The organism is Flavobacterium sp. 21.1 (assembly GCF_057801535.1).
Genome location: NZ_JBYNXA010000002.1, coordinates 281,806 through 300,300, shown reverse-complemented (window position 1 = coordinate 300,300; position 18,495 = coordinate 281,806). Strand labels below are relative to the sequence as shown.

Here is an 18,495-nt window from a genome sequence, read left to right as displayed (position 1 = left end):
ATGAATAAAAAAGTAATTTTAATGATTTTGGACGGTTGGGGAAAATCTCCCGATCCGAAAGTATCTGCAATCGACAATGCAAACGTTCCTTTCATAAACAGTTTATATACCAAATACCCGAATGCCCAACTAAGAACCGACGGATTAAACGTTGGTTTACCGGACGGCCAGATGGGAAATTCGGAAGTAGGTCACATGAATCTTGGCGCCGGACGAATTGTTTATCAGGACCTGGCTAAAATCAATCTGGCTGTTGAGCACAAATCATTAAATCAGGAAAAAGTGCTGAATGACGCTTTTGCCTATGCTAAGGAAAACAATAAAAATGTACATTTTTTAGGTTTGGTTTCCGATGGCGGTGTACATTCCCATACTTCTCATTTACGAGGTTTATTAGATGCCGCTCAGGATTTCGGGCTAAAAAATGTGTTTGTTCATGCTTTTACCGATGGTCGCGATGTAGATCCGAAATCGGGTGCAAAATACATTCAGGATTTAGAGGAGCACCTGCAAAATTCTTCTGCAAAACTGGCTTCTGTGATAGGTCGATATTATGCGATGGATAGAGATAAACGTTGGGAACGCGTAAAAAAAGCATATGACCTGCTGGTAAACGGAAACGGAATCCATTCCATTAACGCCGTAAACAGCATATTGACAAGTTATCACAATCATGTAACGGATGAATTCATTGAACCGATTTTAATGGTCGACATGAACAACAAACCGGTTGCTACGATTCAGGAAGATGATGTCGTGATTTTCTTCAATTTCAGAACTGACCGAGGCCGACAATTAACCGAAGCTTTGTCTCAGAAAGATTTCCACGAACAGAACATGCACAAAATGGCGTTGTATTACGTTACGATGACCAATTATGATGATACTTTTGAGAATGTCAATGTGATTTACGACAAAGACAACATCACTGAAACTTTGGGTGAAGTTCTTGAGAGAAACAACAAAAAACAAATCCGAATCGCCGAAACCGAAAAATACCCGCATGTAACATTTTTCTTTTCCGGAGGCCGCGAAGAACCTTTTGTTGGCGAAAGCCGCATTTTATGTCCGTCACCAAAAGTAGCTACTTACGATTTACAGCCGGAAATGAGCGCTTTCGAATTAAAAGACGCTTTGGTTGCTGAGTTGAAAAAAGGCGAAGTGGATTTTGTATGTTTGAATTTTGCCAACGGAGACATGGTCGGACATACAGGCGTTATGTCCGCCGCAATCAAAGCCTGCGAAGCCGTAGATATCTGCGTAAAACAAGTTATCGAAACGGCATTGGAGAATAATTACACTACATTAGTAATTGCCGATCACGGAAACTGTGAAACCATGATCAATCCGGACGGAAGCCCGAACACGGCACATACTACCAATCCGGTTCCGCTTATTTTGGTAGATAAGGAATTGAAACATATTTATAACGGTGTGTTAGGTGATATAGCTCCGACGATCCTAGAATTAATGGGCGTTGAAAAGCCGCAAGCCATGACAAGACATTCTTTATTATCCGCTTTCGCATTGGATCAGATTCATGAAGCGCACAGTTATGTAAAATCAGGAGCTGACTTTCCTCGCTATGTAAGCGAACTGAAAAACATTGGTGTTCTGAAATATGAAAATTTAGTGGCTGACGGAACAACCGTTTACTTCGGAACAAATGATTTCACTGTAAGCGATAAACCGAAATATGAAACCATAAAAATATCGAATGATCCTTCAACATTAGCATTGGAACACGCTCTTAAAATTCATCAGGCCGGACAAACCGATTACAAAACATTCTGTAATCAGGCAGCAGAAGCAGGCGTTTACAAATGGATTTGCGATTTTAGTGCAATGACTTGTACCTATTGCGATGCAGACGGAAACAAAATGATTGAAGAAATTATTCCGAATTATACTCACTAAACTATGAAAACGATTTTCACATTATTAGCAATTACTGCCTCGGTTGCGTTTTGTAATGCGCAATCAAAGTCAATTCCTATTATGAGTTCGGAAACCACGGTAGTCCAAACCAAAGACACTTTAATTGGTAAACAGCCTAAAGAAGCGTTATTAAAAGTACCTTATAGCCTTTGGTACAGTCCGAATCATGAAAACTATAAACCAAATGCGGCCACGATAGCCGAATTAAAAAAACATATAAAAGATGTTTCGATTACTGTTTTTATGGGGACATGGTGTGAAGACAGTCAGCAACAGGTACCAGGATTTTACAAGATTCTGGAAGCCTTGCAGTTCGACAATGCAAATATTACCCTGATTACGGTTGATAAAAACAAAAAGACACCGGAGCAATTCGAAAAAGGACTGGACGTCACCAATGTTCCAACGTTTATTTTCTACAAAAACGGAAAAGAAATACACCGCATCGTAGAGCGACCTATGGAGACCCTTGAAAAAGACATGCTTAAAATCCTTTCAGGACAAAGTTACAAACATGCTTATCAAAACTAAGGGACTATTATAGTTAACAGTCTAAGTAACAAACAGATAACAAGTCGCAAAAAGATTCCTATCGCGCGTACATTATGTACGCGCGATTTTTTTCTACAATCAATAAACAATCTCACACAATAAAATCCTCACGCAACAGTTTCTATATCATGGCAAAAAGTGACCTATATTAATCCTACAAATTAAAGTCTTCTGACTTTCAGAATAGGCCTAAATTATTTCATACATTTGCTTCTCTCCAAAATAACAAAAATGAAATCTGTTGTTAAATTAATTACAGCGCTATTTCTGCTGATTTCGGGCAATCTCGCTGCTCAAGGAGGCGCGTCATCCTGTGCCCAGCTGGAAGCCAATTATCAACTCTACCAATCCTGCGCGACAAATATCCCGTTTTCAAACTCAACCGGAGGAAACAGCGAAACGTTCAATACCTCATGTATAGGTGAACAGTTTCATGGCCCGACCTGGTTTTTTATTGAAATCCAGAACAGCGGTCCGATAACGCTGCAAATATCACAAACCAGTTTATCTGGCGCCGGAACAGACGTGGATTTCGTTTTATGGGGCCCATTTAACAACCTAACCAATATTTGCAGTCAGTTAGACGTTCCTAGAGAAGTAGATTGCAGCTGGTCCGCCAGCAGTATTGAAAATGTAAACATTCCTAACGCAGTCAATGGCCAATTGTATGTTCTTTTGATCGACAATTATTCTAACGTTCCGGGAAATATTCAGATTACACAGATTGCAGGAACGGGAAGTTCGGATTGTGATTTCTTATCTTCTGTAGATATAGTTGATACGGCCAGTCAGGAAATTACACAACTCGATTATTGCAAGCCACAGACTAAAGATCTTATGGCACGAGTTGACACTTCAGATTTCCCCGGAATCCCTTCCTATCTTCGCTTTAATTTTACCTGGTATAAAGATGGTGTGTTACTGACCTCAACAAGCAATTCCACCTCATCAACAAACACCATTACTGTTTCTGACAGCGGCCTTTACAAAGTAATGAGCACCGCGTATGACATCACTACCAATCCATCAGGTTCGACTGTCGGATTAAGACAAAGTTTTGATGAAATAACTTTAAAATTCCACAGCACACCGGCTGTCAGCATTTCAAATAGCGGTACGCAATGTTTAAATACCAGTCCAACGTTAAGCAGCATCATAACCAATAGTGCGCAGTTAAACAATACGGTAGATATTTTAACTTACCAGTGGTTTTTGAACAATACTGCAATTGCCGGCGCTACGTCAGCCAACTATACACCCACATTACCCGGAGATTATTTTGTAAAAACATACAACAACCCTTGTCTGGAAGCTGTTTCCAACACGATACATCTGATCGCAAATCCAAATGTAACCATTGCATCAGATGCAACAATATGCGAAGGCAGCAGTTTTACCATAACATCAGCTAATGCAAACAGTGCTTTAAACTCCGCCCTTACCTATCAATGGTATCAGGACGGGAATCCAATTCCTGGTGCAAACGGAAGTACCTATACAGTAGCAGCTGCGAACCAAGCAGTAAATTCCTCTTCAACCTATTATCTGCAGACCACTGAACAGGCTTTGTGTACAAACCAATCTAATTCTGTATCAGTTCGAATAAATGCGCTTCCGGTGATCAATACGGCACCACTAACTATGGAACAGTGTGATTATATTGCTCCGACCCTCGACGGTATCGCAGAAATCAACCTGATGCAGGCCTATAATTATTTAACAAACAATACACCGGGACTGACCCTTTATTTTTATCAGGACGCCGCTTTGACCAATCTGATACCTGATCCGGTTCATTACATAAACTCCACCTCGCCTTTTTTACAGACTATCTACGTAAAAATCGTCAACGAGGCCATTACTCCGAATTGTACTTCGTTGGGCGTAGGAACAATAAATTTAGAAGTAAATCCAACCAGCGTTAGCACGTATCCGAACATGGCCCCTGTTTGCCCGGAATTAAATTTGAACTATGGTTATGCTGATTTCAATACGCAACGACTACTAATCAAAAACACCTATTTCCCTAGCACGAATGTTGACATTGCGTTCTATTCGACGCCTTCCGATGCTTCGACAGAATTAAATCCGCTGACCAACACTTCCCAATTACCAATAGGGGTAACTTTAGTTTACACAAGAATCGAAACCAATAACAATTGTGATGGTATAGGAACTTTCACAGTAACGGTTAAAACACCCCCTATTCAAACTGTTGTTTCTGTCGTAAACCTTTGCGAGTCGGACACTTTTCTATTAAATACCAAAGACCCTGAAGCACTTGCAGGCCAAAGCCCAACGGTCCAGACCAGCTATTTCGCAACTTTTAACGATGCAAAGAACAACGTAAGTCCGATAAACCCGAATACGGCGCTTCCTTTAACCGTCGGAACGAGAACCATTTTTATCAGATTATTTGATTCCGTGTCGCAATGCTTTTCTATTGTGAATTTCGACATCCGTGTTTATCCGAATCCTCTGATTTCACAACCTTCACCGATTAAACTCTGCGGAACAAATTCAGCCACATTCGATTTAACGATCCGAATTCCGCAAATAACCCGTAACAATCCGGTTTTACAGGTGACTTTCTATCAGTCCAATGCTGATTTAATTGCCGGAAATGCGATACCTACTCCGAATACATTTACCTCGGGAACGACTACAATATTCATTAAAGTAGCTGATCCGTCCAACAACAACTGTTACAGCACAACGACCCTGAATTTATTTGTAATGGATTTGCCGGGAGACGCCAATAATCCGACTCCAATCGAACTTTGCAATGATTACGGATATGAAAGTTTCAATTTAAGAACAAGAGAGGCACAAATGGCGGGAAGCACACCTATTTCAGACATAGATTTCAAATACTATGTTGATCAAAATGATGCAATTGCCAATAACGCCAATATCATTGCAAATCCATTAAACTTTACAAATACTGTTAAAGATTATCAGAGAGTGTATGTCCGACTGAACAGTAAAGTAAACATCGACAGCGAAACGCACATCAGTTGTTTCAGAATACTTGAGTTGGAACTTTTTGTGCGTCCTTATCCTGAAAACAAACTCGACACTGATCCTTATATCATCTGTGTCGACAAAGATTTCAACGTGACAAGTCCGGCCATCATCGACACCTATTTATCCGGAGGCAACTATACTTTTGTCTGGTATAATGGTTATAATGCTGTGTCCGGAAATGAACTCCCAGGACAAAACTCAAGTATATGTAGCCTATCCGTCGAAGGTCAGTATTCCGTAAGAGTGACCAATATTTCCAATGCGGCCAACTGTTCCTCAATATTTAATTTCACTACCAAAAATTCTTTTGTTCCGTTTTCCGTTAGCGCAAATCCGTCTGAATTAATCGCTTTCGGAATTGACAATACGGTAACAGCCATAGCATTCCCTGCTTCGGACGATTATCTGTATTCTGTAAACAATATGGGTTGGCAAACCAGCAATGTGTTCACCGACTTATATGAAGCCGACTACATATTGACCGTTAAAAACAAATACGGATGTGGAGAAACCAGTACGACTTTCAGTGTGGTGGATTTCCCTAATTACTTCACACCAAACGGAGACGGTTACCATGACACCTGGAACATCAGAGGCTCTAGAATCCTGGACGCGATCAGAATCCTGATTTTTGACCGATATGGAAAACTGTTGAAAGAACTAAGCCCTACCGGAGAAGGATGGGACGGAACTTACAACGGCAAAGTGCTCCCGTCGGATGATTATTGGTTCAAATTAATTTATACCAAAAACAATGTAACCAAAGAGTTTAGAGGGCATTTTGCCATGAAGCGATAAAATAAAAAGGGCAGCTATCAGGCTGCCCTTTTCTATAAACCTTTCAGCATTTTATAATATTCTTTTTCTATCCACTCCTGATGATCAGGATGGGCAATTTTCACCATTTCAGACATACGCTGTTTTAATGTTTTCCCATACAAATTCGCAATACCGTTTTCGGTGATGATGTGCTGCACATGCGAACGTGTAGTAACCACACCAGCTCCTTGCTTCAGATAGGGAACAATTCGGCTCTCGCCTCTTTTTGTAACTGAAGGCAATGCAATAATTGCTTTTCCGCCTTCACTTAAAGAAGCGCCACGGATAAAATCCATTTGTCCGCCAACGCCCGAATACATTCTTGGTCCAATTGAATCGGCACACACCTGTCCGGTTGCATCCACTTCTATGGCCGAATTGATCGCTACCATTTTCGGATTTCGTCTTATCACAGATGTATCATTCACATACGATGACTCTCTCATTTCAATAAATGGGTTGTCATTCACAAAATCATACAAACGTTGGGAACCTATCAAAAAAGTTGCCAAAGCCCTACCTCGGTTTACCCCTTTGAAATCACAGTTGATAACGTCATTTTCAATAAGGTCTATTACGCCGTCGGAAAACATTTCGGTATGCAGTCCTAAATTCTTGTGATTGGTCAGTTTGGCCAATGCTGCATTCGGAATGGAACCGATACCCATTTGAAGCGTGCTTCGGTCTTCAATCAGACTGGCAACAAAACCTCCGATTTTCTCTTCTTCGGGAGAAATTTCAGCCATACCATGACCGTGAATTAAAACATCAACTTCCACCAGATAATTAATTTCGGAAACATGCAAGATACCGTCACCGAACGTTCTTGGCATTCTCGGATTAACCTGCGCTACTACGATTGTCGCATTTTCGACAGCTGCAAGAGTTGCTTCCACAGAAACCCCCAAGGAGCAATAACCATGCTTGTCCGGCGGAGAAACATGAATAAAAACTACGTCTAACGAAAGCACTTTTTTCCGGAACAACTGTGGTAATTCACTCAAAAACACAGGAGTATAAGAACCGTTTCCGGCAGCAAGCGTGTGGCGGACATTACTTCCGATGAAAAACGAATTCACGTGAAAACTCTCCGCCAAATCCGGATTAGCATAAGGCGCCTCTCCTTCGGTATGGAGATGACATATCTCGACATTACGCAATTCCGATGCTCTTTCAGTCAGTGCTTTGGTCAAAACAGACGGTGCGGCAGCGGCAGCCTGAACATAAACCCGGTCTCCGGATTTCACTACTTTGACAGCTTCTGCTGCCGATACATACTTACTCATACGCCCTATTTTTAAGTAAATTTAAACCCCATTAAGTTACGAAATCGTGACAAAAGTCATAACGAAATACCAAATAAAAATTTATCATAAGAATATTGTGTATTTTTGCAGACCAACAATTTGAAGATATGATTATCGTTAAGACCCGTGAAGAGATTGAATTGATGCGCGAAAGTGCTCTGATCGTTTCTAAAACCCTGGGAATGATTGCTTCAGAAATCAAACCCGGCGTAAGCACTTTGTATTTAGATAAATTAGCCGAAGCGTTTATTCGCGATCACGGCGCAACACCTGCTTTTTTAGGAATGTACGGTTTTCCGAACTCACTTTGCATGAGTCCGAACGCTCAGGTGGTTCATGGAATTCCGACGGACAAACCATTGGAAAGCGGCGATATTATCTCAGTAGATTGCGGTGCGCTTAAAAACGGATTTTATGGCGATCATGCTTATACTTTTGAAGTTGGGGAAGTCAATGAAGCTACCAAAAAATTACTGAAAGTCACTAAAGAATCGCTTTATGTGGGTATCCGTGAATTAAAAGTAGGTAACCGTACGGAAGATGTCGGTAATGCCATTCAGAAGTATTGCGAAGGGTTTAACTATGGTGTGGTGCGCGAATTGGTAGGTCACGGTATCGGAAGAACCATGCACGAAGCTCCCGAAATGCCGAATTACGGGAAAAAAGGACGCGGTAAATTGCTTGTTGAAGGTATGGTAGTAGCAATCGAACCAATGATCAATCAGGGAACCAAAAACATCAAACAACATAAAGACGGCTGGACGATTACTACGGCCGATAATAAACCGTCGGCACATTTTGAACATGATGTGGCAATTATCGACGGAAAACCGGAATTGCTTTCCACTTTCGCTTATATTTACCAAGCATTGGGAATCACTTCTAACGAAGAAAATGAGTTCAGAAAACAACCGTTAGTAATCTAATGAAGAAGGTTTTCAAGTTCATTTTAAATACGATTCCGCGACCGATCCTGATTCGTTTGAGTATAGTGGTACGTCCCGTTTTAGCATTTTTGTTAAAGGGAAGTACGTTCACTGATCCAATCGACGGGAAGAGTTTTCGCATGTTTTTACCTTACGGCTACGGAACACAGCGCAACAATGTTTTGTCACCAAGCACCTTATCCTTGGAAAGACATCGTTTGCTTTGGCTGTATCTGAAAAATGAAACCGATTTTTTTACAGCCTCCGAAAAGAAAAAAGTACTGCACTTTGCACCGGAACAGGAATTCTACAAGCGTTTCAAAAAACAAAAAAACATTGACTATACCACTACAGATTTATTCTCACCGTTGGCCGATGTAAAAGCCGATATCTGCAATTTGCCTTTTGAAGACAATTCGTATGACATCATTTTCTGTAACCACGTTCTGGAGCATATTCCCGATGACACCAAAGCAATGCACGAACTTTACCGCGTTTTAAAACCGGGCGGAATGGGCATATTCCAGATTCCGCAAGATTTGTCCCGAAGCACAACATTCGCTGACGATACGATAACCGATCCGAAGGAACGCGCCAAAATTTTCGGCCAGTACGATCACGTTCGCGTTTACGGACGAGATTATTTCGACAAATTAAGAAGTATCGGTTTCAGAGTTGTTGAAGAAGATTACACAAACAAGATCGCACCCGAACTGGTAACAGAATATTGCCTGGCAAAAGGCGAAATCATTCCGGTTTGCTATAAATAAAAAAACGCTGCTTCGGCAGCGTTTTTTTTGTTTAACTGTTCGGTTTTTGATTGATTGACCCGATCTTTCCTGTAAAGCTATTCATATAATTTTAAAGTAGGTTTTTTATTATAAATACTTTAACACAACGCTCAAAAACCCTTCTAAATCAGAAAAATGAAAAACCTGTAATAATCAATGTTAATCACTATATTTACATTTTAAATTCCATCAGATTCAACAGATGACCCAAAGAACAGTATATACTCTTTTATTGCTATGCTCGAGTTTTTTTCACTCATTTGCCCAGGTTGAAAACGAAGTAGCTCCGCCTTTTAACATTAAAACCGCTGCTTTCATACAGAATGGCAATGTTACGATTCCCATTTTTCGTTTAGGAGAAGCTTTTCAATTTGAATTTGATGATGTTTACGGAAACGAAGCCGATTACTACTTCACACTGACTCAGTATAATTATGACTGGACGCCGACTGATTTAGGCAAAGCCGAATACATGAGGGGAATCGACAATCAACGTATCATTAATTACAAAAATTCGTTCAACACGCTTCAGCTTTATTCCCATTACACACAGAATTTCCCGAATAAATTCAATCAGATCATATTAACCGGCAATTACATGCTGAAAATTTTCAATTCCAGTCAGGAATTGGTTTTCTCCCGCAAATTCATCATTTACGAAGACCGCGTTCCTGTTGCGGTACAGGTAAAACGCTCCCGTGACTTAACGATGATCGAGCAAATGCAGGGACTCTATTTTACGATCAATACCGGAAATTACCTTCTTCAGAATCCGAACCAGAATGTAAAAGTCGCCTTGCTTCAAAACGGAAGATTAGACAAAGGCATTTACAACATAAAACCACAATATACTATCGGTGCCGAATTGATTTACCGATATAACACGGAAACCCAATTCTGGGCCGGTAATGAATTTTTAAATTTCGAAAACAAAGACATCAGAGCCGTGGCCAACAATGTAGCACATGTGAGTGCCGGCGAGATTTACAATTCGCACCTCTACATGAACACAGCGAGAAGAAAACTCCAATATTCGTATTACCCCGACATCAACGGAAGTTTCCTGCCCAACAACATCAATGCGGAGGACAATAACATCGAAGCCGATTACGCCTGGGTATATTTCATGCTGAACACGAATAACTTTATGGACAAAAGTGATATTTATATTGGCGGAATGTTTAACAACTTTGCCTTGACACCGGAATATAAAATGGATTACAACGCAGAAAAAGGCTTGTATGAAAAAGCGCTTCTGATCAAACAAGGTTTTACGAATTACGAATACACAGTCGTAGACAAAAACGGTGTGGCGGACTATAAAAATGCGGTAGACGGAAATTACTGGCAGACCGAAAACAATTATTTCGTTCTTGTTTATTACAGAGGGAACAATGATCGTTACGATAGAGTTATTGGTAAAGGCATAGCTACATCAACAAACATAACCAATTAAAAAAGTTATAAATTTTACAAACGAAAATAAATAATTTGCTATTTTTGGAGTTACTAAACCCATTTTTATAAAAAATTATGGTTTCACAAATAACAAGCGGCATTAAAATTTCTGTGTTAACTAGTTTTGAGGGCACTTACTTCAAAAACTATAAGATTCATTTTGCCTTTAGTTATGAAGTGACCATAGAAAATCAAAGTAAAGATTCGGTTCAGCTAAACTCACGCCACTGGGAAATCCATGATTCCTTAAACAATATTGAAATTGTTGACGGAGAAGGCGTTATCGGAAAAAAACCGGTACTAAAACCGGGAGAAAAACACATCTACAGTTCCGGTTGCCTGCTTACCTCTCCTTTCGGCGCTATGCGAGGTTATTTTAACATGGTGAATTTTACTTCCACGAGAAGCTTCCGCGTTATCATTCCAACCTTCAAACTTAGCGCACCTTTTGCTTTAAATTAAGCCAAAAAATTACAAAAGCATTAACAATTAACCGATTAACTAATTGGCTAATAATTTGTATCTTCGCTTCGCGAAATTTTGATAACTCAAATTATAACAAATTATGCCAAAAGGAATTTACAATGTTCCGACAGCGGTTAACGAACCTGTTAAAACTTACGCTCCCGGAACCCCTGAAAGAGAAGCTGTGGCTGCAGCTTTCAAACAAATGTTCAACAGTACAGTTGATGTACCTTTATATATTGGCGCTGAGGAAATCCGTACCGGAAAAACCAAAAACATGACGCCTCCGTTCGACCACAAACACGTGGTAGGACAATACCATGAAGCTGACAAAGAGCATATCGAAAAAGCGATTGCATCAGCCATGGAAGCAAAGAAAAAATGGGCAAACATGCCTTGGGAACAAAGAGCTTCCATTTTCTTAAAAGCCGCTGAACTATTAGCCGGACCATACCGCGCAAAAATCAATGCTGCCACTATGATTGCTCAAGCAAAAACAGTGCATCAGGCAGAAATTGATTCCGCTTGTGAGTTGATCGACTTTTTACGTTTCAACGTTCAGTTCATGTCGCAAATTTACTCAGAACAACCAATTTCATCCGAAGGTATCTGGAACAGAATGGAGCACCGTCCGTTAGAAGGATTTGTGTACGCCATCACTCCTTTCAACTTTACGGCTATTGCAGGAAACTTACCTTCATCCGCTGCTTTAATGGGGAATGTTGTAATCTGGAAACCGGCTGCAACGCAGGTATATTCTGCAAACGTTATCATGGAAGTATTCAAACAAGCGGGCTTACCTGCCGGTGTTATCAACATGATTACGGGAAATTCAGGAATGATTTCCGATACGTTATTGGCAAGTCCTGATTTCGCAGGTATCCACTTTACAGGTTCAACCGGAGTTTTCAATGACATGTGGGCAAAAATCGGTCAGAACATCAACACTTACAAAACATATCCTAGAATCGTAGGAGAAACAGGAGGAAAAGATTTCGTTCTTGCACATCCTTCTGCTATTCCGGCTCAGGTTGCCACTGCTTTAACAAGAGGTGCTTTCGAATACCAGGGACAAAAATGTTCTGCTGCTTCAAGAGCTTACATTCCGGCTTCAATCTGGTCAGAAGTTAAAGAATTATTGTTGGCGGACTTAGCTACCATCAAAATGGGTTCACCGGAAGACATGAGCAATTATGTTTCTTCTGTGATTTCAGAGCAGTCTTTCGACAAACTAGCAGGATTCATTGATCAGGCTAAAAAAGATGCAGATGCGGAAATCATCGCTGGTGGAGGTTATGACAAATCGGTTGGATATTTCATTCAGCCAACGGTTATCTTAACTACAAATCCGAAATACAACACTATGTGTACAGAGTTATTCGGACCTGTATTGACAATCTACGTTTACGAAGATGCGAAATGGACAGAAACATTAGCTTTAGTTGACGGAACTTCAAGCTACGCCTTGACAGGAGCCATCTTCAGCCAAGATCGTTATGCGATTGTGGAAGCTACAAAAGCATTGGAAAATGCTGCCGGAAACTTCTATATCAACGACAAACCGACGGGAGCAGTTGTAGGTCAGCAGCCATTTGGAGGAGCAAGAGCTTCAGGAACGAATGACAAAGCAGGATCGATCTTAAACCTGTTACGTTGGGTTTCGCCGAGAACAATCAAAGAAACTTTCGTTACTCCGACAGATTATCGTTATGCTTTCTTAAAATAAGACGCGAACATCATAAAAACAAAAAGCCGAATCAATCTTGATTCGGCTTTTTTATTCTTATCCCATGAGGCTTTTCATTTTTAAACTTTATACTTCAGCGGCAAGTGCACTACTTTTTTGGTTTCAAAAAATTCATCCTCGAAGAAGTCGGATAAATCATAAAGAGTTGCTTTTGGAAAACCCTGCAATTCTTCGGTTAAATCGCCTCCTTTTAAGTATAGGATTCCATTTTTCAAATCGTGATTCTGTTTCTTTTTTATTTTATCCTTCACCCATTGATAGAAATCCGGCATATTGGTCACTGCACGGCTTACCACGAAATCGAATTCATCCTTAACATTTTCGGCCCGCATTTGTTCCGCTTTCACATTTTGTAATCCCAGTCCTTTGGCTACTTCATTTACCACGCGGATTTTCTTTGCAATCACATCAATCAGATAAAAATCAACTTCCGGATATAAAATCGCCAGCGGAATTCCGGGAAATCCTCCTCCTGTTCCCACATCCAGAATTTTAGAGCCCGATTTGAACTCCATCACCTTTGCAATTCCTAGCGAATGCAACACATGTTTGGTATACAATTCATCAATATCTTTTCTCGAAATCACATTGATTTTTGCGTTCCAGTCTTTATACAATTCTTCCAGTTTTTGAAACTGTTCTATCTGATTATCAGTAAGATTAGGGAAATATTTTACAATATCCTGCATTATTCTAAATTTTATACAAAAGTAAGCATTTTCACGATGAATTTTTTAATCATTTTAACGGTTACATTTTTATTAATAGTTACCTTTGGCACTAATTTAATGTATTGTCATAATGGATAAACCGACGCCCATTTTTTCCAAGGCGGATAATCGCAAGTTTTTCAGGATTCTGAACAAGCGCGTGAACGATTATTTCAAGGAAAACAACCTCAAAAAAACCGGTAATTGGAAATTACATTTGAAAACTATTATCATGTTTTCGTTGTTTCTGACACCTTATTTTTTGATCTTAACCCTGAATCTGCCTTTGTGGATCGATTTACTTTTGACCATAGTAATCGGAATCGGGATGGCGGGTGTAGGAATGAATGTAATGCACGACGGAAACCACGGTTCGTATTCCTCAAAGCCTTGGCTTAACAAAATCATGGGAGGCAGTATCTATATCTTAGCCGGAAATGTTTATAATTGGCAGGTACAACATAATGTTTTGCACCATACTTATACCAACATTCATGGTCATGATGAAGATTTGGAAGCCGGACGAATTATCCGTTTTACGAAGCATTCCGATTGGTCACCCATTCATAAATTCCAGCATTATTATTCTATTTTCCTATACGGGTTACTGACTTTCAACTGGTCCCTTACAACGGATATCAAACAAACGAGAAGATACATTAGTAGAAAATTATCCTATGGTAAATTAGCAAGTCCCGTTACGTTATGGAGCACTTTGGTGATCACGAAAGCTATCTATTTTTCAATCTGGTTGGTAATCCCAATGATTTTAGGCGTTGTATGGTGGCAGGTTCTTTTAGGATTTTTCATCATGCACTATACTGCCGGTTTGATTTTAAGCATCGTTTTCCAGTTGGCTCATATTGTTGAAGAGACTAACCACCCAGAACCGGACGAAAACAACGAAATTGAAAACACCTGGGCTATTCACCAATTGTTTACAACGGCAAACTTTGCCCCTAAAAACTGGTTGGTTAACTGGTATACAGGCGGATTAAATCATCAGATCGAACACCATATTTTCCCAAATATCAGTCACATTCACTACAGCAAGATTGGCGAAATCGTCAAACAGACTGCTGCCGAATGCAACTTACCGTACTACGAATTCAAAACCATGCGCTCTGCCGTATATTCCCACTTCAAGCACCTGAAGGAATTAGGACAGAAGCCGCAATTAGCATAAATTAAATAACTACATAACATCACAATTATGAACCCGCTTTCGGACAGAATCAACAATTTATCTACATCACAAACGTTAGCTATGGCTGCCTTAGCCAGAGAATTAAAAGCTCAGGGAAAAGATATTATAAGTTTAAGTTTAGGTGAACCGGATTTTAACACGCCGGATTTCGTTAAAGAAGCTGCTAAAAAAGCCATAGACGAGAACTACAGCACTTATACACCAGTAGAAGGTTATCTTGAACTGAAAGAGGCTATTTGCCGTAAATTCAAAAGAGACAATAATTTAGACTATACACCTTCGCAAATTGTAGTATCTACAGGTGCGAAACAATCTTTATACAATATTGCCCAGGTAATGCTAAACGACGGAGACGAAGTGATCCTTCCTGCACCGTATTGGGTAAGTTACTTTGAAATCATCAAACTTTCGGGCGGAGTTCCGGTTGAAGTACCAACTTCAGTAGACACGGATTTCAAAATCACACCAGAACAGTTAGAAGCCGCCATCACACCAAAAACGAAAATGATGTGGTTCAGTTCACCATGTAACCCGAGTGGTTCAGTTTACAACCGTGAGGAATTGACCGCTTTGGCTAAAGTATTGGAAAAATATCCGAACATTTATGTGGTTTCTGATGAAATCTACGAACATATCAACTTCTCAGGAACCTTCTGCAGTATCGGATCTATTCCGGGAATGCTTGAGAGAACCATCACCGTTAACGGAGTAGCAAAAGCTTTCGCCATGACAGGATGGAGAATCGGTTATATCGGAGGACCTGAATTTATCGCTAAAGCGTGTACAAAAATACAAGGACAGGTAACCAGCGGAGCAAACTCGATTGCTCAACGTGCTACCATCGCTGCTGTTGATGCAGATCCATCGGTTTTAAAACACATGGTAGACGCATTCCACAGCCGTCGTGATTTAGTGGTTAGTTTATTAAAAGAAATCCCAGGAATCAAAATTAATGTTCCTGAAGGTGCTTTCTATGTATTCCCGGACGTTTCTTCGTTCTTCGGAAAAACATTAAGAGGTCACGAAATTAAAAATGCAAATGATTTCTCCATGTATCTTTTAGCGGAAGCCAATGTAGCGACGGTAACCGGAGACGCTTTCGGAAATCCGAACTGTATTCGTTTCTCGTACGCAACAAGCGAAGATTTACTGAAAGAAGCGTTACGCAGAATCAAAGAAGCAGTAACGACTACAGAAGTTCTAGCATAATTTAAAAAAGCCTCAATTTTTATTGAGGCTTTTTTATTTTCACAACTAATAGGAAACTGTATAACCAATACCTATAGTATAGGAAGGATATTTTTTATCCTTTTTGTAAACCATTGGCCTTTCAATCCGGCTCCATTTGGCATTATCGCTAAATACATTTCTGATAAGCATCACCTTCCCTTTTGACAATTCCACCAAAGGATAATTCGGCAGTATAATTTTCATGCTTTTCTTTTTTTCTCCGTGGACACTACTAACCACAAAAGGCAGTTCCGGAACATACTCGCCTTTTTTATTTGTTTTTCCGATTACCGTCATCACCACAAAAAAACCGGTGTCGGGAATGGCAATAGGCTCTTCAAAATTAATTTCGGCTTTCTGAACCTCTTTATCGCACTGGATGACAAAGATTTTTTCGTAATCATATAATTTAGCATTCGGCTGCATCCCTGCATTACTCATGAATTCAAATCGAACCATAGTTCCGTATGGATTATCCGCAAAAGACGATTCCGTTATTCCCTGATAAAGATCTTTGACAATTAAGGGAATTGCAATCGACTTCAACACGCCGTTTTCCTTTTCATACGGAATGAAAAACGCAAATTGTTGCCCGATGGACGACCAATACATTTCATCAATATCATCGTGAATCAAAGGTTTAACTACAAATTCCTTACGCTTCTTTACTCCTTTTCCGGGTGCCGCAATTTTCATTTCGCCCAGCACATTTGTTTCGGGTCGGAGCAACACCTCATGCCCCACTAAATTATCAGCAGCAATGGTTTTAGAAGCATATCCAACATGCGTGATTCTGATTTTATTCGGAAGATCGCTATTCAAAATCACCTTGCCTGCTTCATCTGTAAACAGTCCGTAACCATTTTGAAAATCAATACTTGTGTACGGAAGCACTTCACGGCTAACGGAATCCTTTACGACAATAAACCGTTCCTGCGCATCCAAATCCGATGCAAAAAGCGCTAAAAATAAAAACACTATCTTTTTTAACATGATACTAAAACAATAAATTCGAAACAAACTTACACAATAGCAAAATACGATATTATAACTTCAAATTCCGCAAAAAAGTATCTGGAAAACAGTGTTGTCAAAAACCATTAAACTTTTTACCTTTAAACCCTAAACCAACACAAAAAAATGCAAAAAAAAATACTTTTATTAGGTTCCGGAGAACTCGGAAAAGAATTCGTTATCGCAGCACAACGCATTGGCCAAAAAGTTATAGCGGTCGATAGTTATGAAAATGCTCCGGCAATGCAGGTTGCTCACGAATTCGAAGTCATCAATATGTTAGATGGCGCCGAATTGGACCGCATTGTAGCAAAACATAAGCCCGATTTTATCGTACCTGAGATCGAAGCCATCCGAACCGAACGTTTTTACGACTATGAAAAGAACGGCATCACCGTAGTTCCTTCTGCAAAAGCTGCTAATTTCACCATGAACCGAAAAGCGATTCGTGATTTGGCCGCTAAAGATTTAGGACTACGAACTGCCAATTACAGATATGCCACAACTAAAGACGAATTGGAAAAAGCTGTTGCGGAAGTCGGCACCCCATGTGTTGTAAAACCACTGATGAGTTCTTCCGGAAAAGGACAGTCTACCATAAAAACCGAAACCGACATTGAAAAAGCCTGGAATTATGCTGTGGAAGGTTCCCGAGGCGATATTATCGAAGTCATTGTGGAAGCGTTTGTGAATTTCAATTCGGAAATCACTTTACTAACGGTTACCCAACACAACAACCATACCTTATTCTGCGCACCGATCGGACACAGGCAAGAGCGCGGTGACTATCAGGAAAGCTGGCAACCGGCGCACGTTTCGCAAAAAGACATAGAAGAAGCCCAAAACATGGCGCGAAAAGTAACCGAAGCTTTAGGCGGCGCAGGACTTTTTGGTGTAGAATTCTTCCTAACCGATGAAGGTGTTTATTTTTCGGAATTATCACCCCGTCCTCACGACACGGGAATGGTCACCTTATCCGGAACACAGAATTTCAACGAATTCGAATTGCATCTGCGTGCCATTTTAGGATTACCCATTGCAGAGATCACATTGGAAAAAGTGGGTGCCAGTGCGGTAATCTTAGCTTCTGAAAATTCAGAAAACCCAACTTATGCGGGAATCGATAAAGTCGCCGGTCTATCCAAAACTGATTTTAGAATCTTCGGAAAACCGACTTCCCGACCTTACCGAAGAATGGGAGTGGTGTTATCAAATGACAGTTTGGATACACCGGTTGAAGAAGTTGTGGAACGAGCTAAAAAAACTGCTATCTTAGTGACTGTGAATTCATAAGTTTATAATTA

General features: G+C 40.2%; 14 protein-coding genes. 11 read left to right on the top strand and 3 right to left on the bottom strand.

The window, feature by feature from the left end:
* From gpmI to AC3E9U_RS04695, 3 genes are all read left to right on the top strand, one after another.
* A complete protein-coding gene (gpmI, locus tag AC3E9U_RS04705; protein WP_488745758.1) occupies positions 1-1,917 on the top strand; it encodes a 2,3-bisphosphoglycerate-independent phosphoglycerate mutase in 1,917 nt (638 codons plus the stop codon).
* A gap of 3 nt (positions 1,918-1,920) precedes the next feature.
* Entirely contained in the window at positions 1,921-2,469 is a 549-nt protein-coding gene (locus tag AC3E9U_RS04700; RefSeq protein ID WP_488745757.1) for a thioredoxin family protein, read from the top strand.
* A 252-nt stretch (positions 2,470-2,721) separates the two neighbouring features.
* Positions 2,722-6,315, top strand: a complete 3,594-nt coding sequence (locus tag AC3E9U_RS04695; protein ID WP_488745756.1) for a T9SS type B sorting domain-containing protein — start codon at positions 2,722-2,724, stop codon at positions 6,313-6,315.
* Positions 6,316-6,347: 32 nt separating this feature from the next.
* Here AC3E9U_RS04695 and AC3E9U_RS04690 read toward each other — a convergent pair whose 3' ends face one another.
* Positions 6,348-7,622 carry an acetyl-CoA hydrolase/transferase family protein gene (locus AC3E9U_RS04690; protein ID WP_488745755.1) on the bottom strand — a complete coding sequence of 425 codons (1,275 nt, stop codon included), beginning with the start codon at positions 7,620-7,622 and terminating at the stop codon, positions 6,348-6,350.
* Positions 7,623-7,750: 128 nt separating this feature from the next.
* On the opposite strand from AC3E9U_RS04690, the gene map reads away from it, so the two are divergent.
* The 5 genes from map (at position 7,751) to pruA (ending at position 13,009) form a co-directional block, all read left to right on the top strand.
* Entirely contained in the window at positions 7,751-8,569 is an 819-nt protein-coding gene (gene map, locus AC3E9U_RS04685; RefSeq protein WP_488745754.1) for a type I methionyl aminopeptidase, read from the top strand.
* Positions 8,569-9,339: a class I SAM-dependent methyltransferase gene (locus AC3E9U_RS04680; RefSeq protein WP_488745753.1), complete on the top strand. Its 771-nt coding sequence runs from the start codon at positions 8,569-8,571 to the stop codon at positions 9,337-9,339. Before map ends, AC3E9U_RS04680 begins: the two co-directional genes overlap by 1 nt.
* Before the next feature lie 223 nt (positions 9,340-9,562).
* The gene (locus AC3E9U_RS04675) at positions 9,563-10,816 is read left to right on the top strand and encodes a type IX secretion system plug protein (RefSeq protein ID WP_488745752.1); all 1,254 of its coding nucleotides are present in this window, start codon (positions 9,563-9,565) and stop codon (positions 10,814-10,816) included.
* A 77-nt stretch (positions 10,817-10,893) separates the two neighbouring features.
* Positions 10,894-11,280, top strand: coding sequence for a Co2+/Mg2+ efflux protein ApaG (apaG, locus tag AC3E9U_RS04670; protein WP_488745751.1), 387 nt, complete (start codon positions 10,894-10,896; stop codon positions 11,278-11,280).
* A 103-nt stretch (positions 11,281-11,383) separates the two neighbouring features.
* A complete protein-coding gene (pruA, locus tag AC3E9U_RS04665; protein ID WP_488745750.1) occupies positions 11,384-13,009 on the top strand; it encodes an L-glutamate gamma-semialdehyde dehydrogenase in 1,626 nt (541 codons plus the stop codon).
* An 80-nt stretch (positions 13,010-13,089) separates the two neighbouring features.
* On the opposite strand, the gene rsmG is transcribed toward pruA, so the two are convergent.
* Positions 13,090-13,719, bottom strand: a complete 630-nt coding sequence (gene rsmG / locus AC3E9U_RS04660) for a 16S rRNA (guanine(527)-N(7))-methyltransferase RsmG (protein WP_488745749.1) — start codon at positions 13,717-13,719, stop codon at positions 13,090-13,092.
* Between the two features lie 112 nt (positions 13,720-13,831).
* Here rsmG and AC3E9U_RS04655 point away from each other — a divergent pair, with 112 nt between their 5' ends.
* Positions 13,832-14,926 carry a fatty acid desaturase family protein gene (locus AC3E9U_RS04655; protein ID WP_488745748.1) on the top strand — a complete coding sequence of 365 codons (1,095 nt, stop codon included), beginning with the start codon at positions 13,832-13,834 and terminating at the stop codon, positions 14,924-14,926.
* A gap of 27 nt (positions 14,927-14,953) precedes the next feature.
* On the top strand, positions 14,954-16,156 hold the full coding sequence (locus AC3E9U_RS04650) for a pyridoxal phosphate-dependent aminotransferase (RefSeq protein ID WP_488745747.1): 1,203 nt from the start codon (positions 14,954-14,956) through the stop codon (positions 16,154-16,156).
* 45 nt (positions 16,157-16,201) lie between these two features.
* Here AC3E9U_RS04650 and AC3E9U_RS04645 read toward each other — a convergent pair whose 3' ends face one another.
* Positions 16,202-17,170 (bottom strand): hypothetical protein, encoded by a 969-nt coding sequence (locus tag AC3E9U_RS04645; RefSeq protein ID WP_488745746.1) that lies wholly within the window; start codon positions 17,168-17,170, stop codon positions 16,202-16,204.
* 147 nt (positions 17,171-17,317) lie between these two features.
* On the opposite strand from AC3E9U_RS04645, the gene purT reads away from it, so the two are divergent.
* A complete protein-coding gene (gene purT / locus AC3E9U_RS04640) occupies positions 17,318-18,484 on the top strand; it encodes a formate-dependent phosphoribosylglycinamide formyltransferase (RefSeq protein WP_488745745.1) in 1,167 nt (388 codons plus the stop codon).
* Positions 18,485-18,495 lie beyond the last annotated feature (11 nt).

What these genes read in the sequence shown, in the direction of transcription:
- gpmI (WP_488745758.1), top strand. Translation starts at nt 1, where the DNA reads ATGAATAAAAAAGTAATTTTAATGATTTTGGACGGTTGGGGAAAATCT.
- AC3E9U_RS04700 (WP_488745757.1), top strand. Translation starts at nt 1,921, where the DNA reads ATGAAAACGATTTTCACATTATTAGCAATTACTGCCTCGGTTGCGTTT.
- AC3E9U_RS04695 (WP_488745756.1), top strand. Translation starts at nt 2,722, where the DNA reads ATGAAATCTGTTGTTAAATTAATTACAGCGCTATTTCTGCTGATTTCG.
- AC3E9U_RS04690 (WP_488745755.1), bottom strand. Translation starts at nt 7,622, where the DNA reads ATGAGTAAGTATGTATCGGCAGCAGAAGCTGTCAAAGTAGTGAAATCC.
- map (WP_488745754.1), top strand. Translation starts at nt 7,751, where the DNA reads ATGATTATCGTTAAGACCCGTGAAGAGATTGAATTGATGCGCGAAAGT.
- AC3E9U_RS04680 (WP_488745753.1), top strand. Translation starts at nt 8,569, where the DNA reads ATGAAGAAGGTTTTCAAGTTCATTTTAAATACGATTCCGCGACCGATC.
- AC3E9U_RS04675 (WP_488745752.1), top strand. Translation starts at nt 9,563, where the DNA reads ATGACCCAAAGAACAGTATATACTCTTTTATTGCTATGCTCGAGTTTT.
- apaG (WP_488745751.1), top strand. Translation starts at nt 10,894, where the DNA reads ATGGTTTCACAAATAACAAGCGGCATTAAAATTTCTGTGTTAACTAGT.
- pruA (WP_488745750.1), top strand. Translation starts at nt 11,384, where the DNA reads ATGCCAAAAGGAATTTACAATGTTCCGACAGCGGTTAACGAACCTGTT.
- rsmG (WP_488745749.1), bottom strand. Translation starts at nt 13,719, where the DNA reads ATGCAGGATATTGTAAAATATTTCCCTAATCTTACTGATAATCAGATA.
- AC3E9U_RS04655 (WP_488745748.1), top strand. Translation starts at nt 13,832, where the DNA reads ATGGATAAACCGACGCCCATTTTTTCCAAGGCGGATAATCGCAAGTTT.
- AC3E9U_RS04650 (WP_488745747.1), top strand. Translation starts at nt 14,954, where the DNA reads ATGAACCCGCTTTCGGACAGAATCAACAATTTATCTACATCACAAACG.
- AC3E9U_RS04645 (WP_488745746.1), bottom strand. Translation starts at nt 17,170, where the DNA reads ATGTTAAAAAAGATAGTGTTTTTATTTTTAGCGCTTTTTGCATCGGAT.
- purT (WP_488745745.1), top strand. Translation starts at nt 17,318, where the DNA reads ATGCAAAAAAAAATACTTTTATTAGGTTCCGGAGAACTCGGAAAAGAA.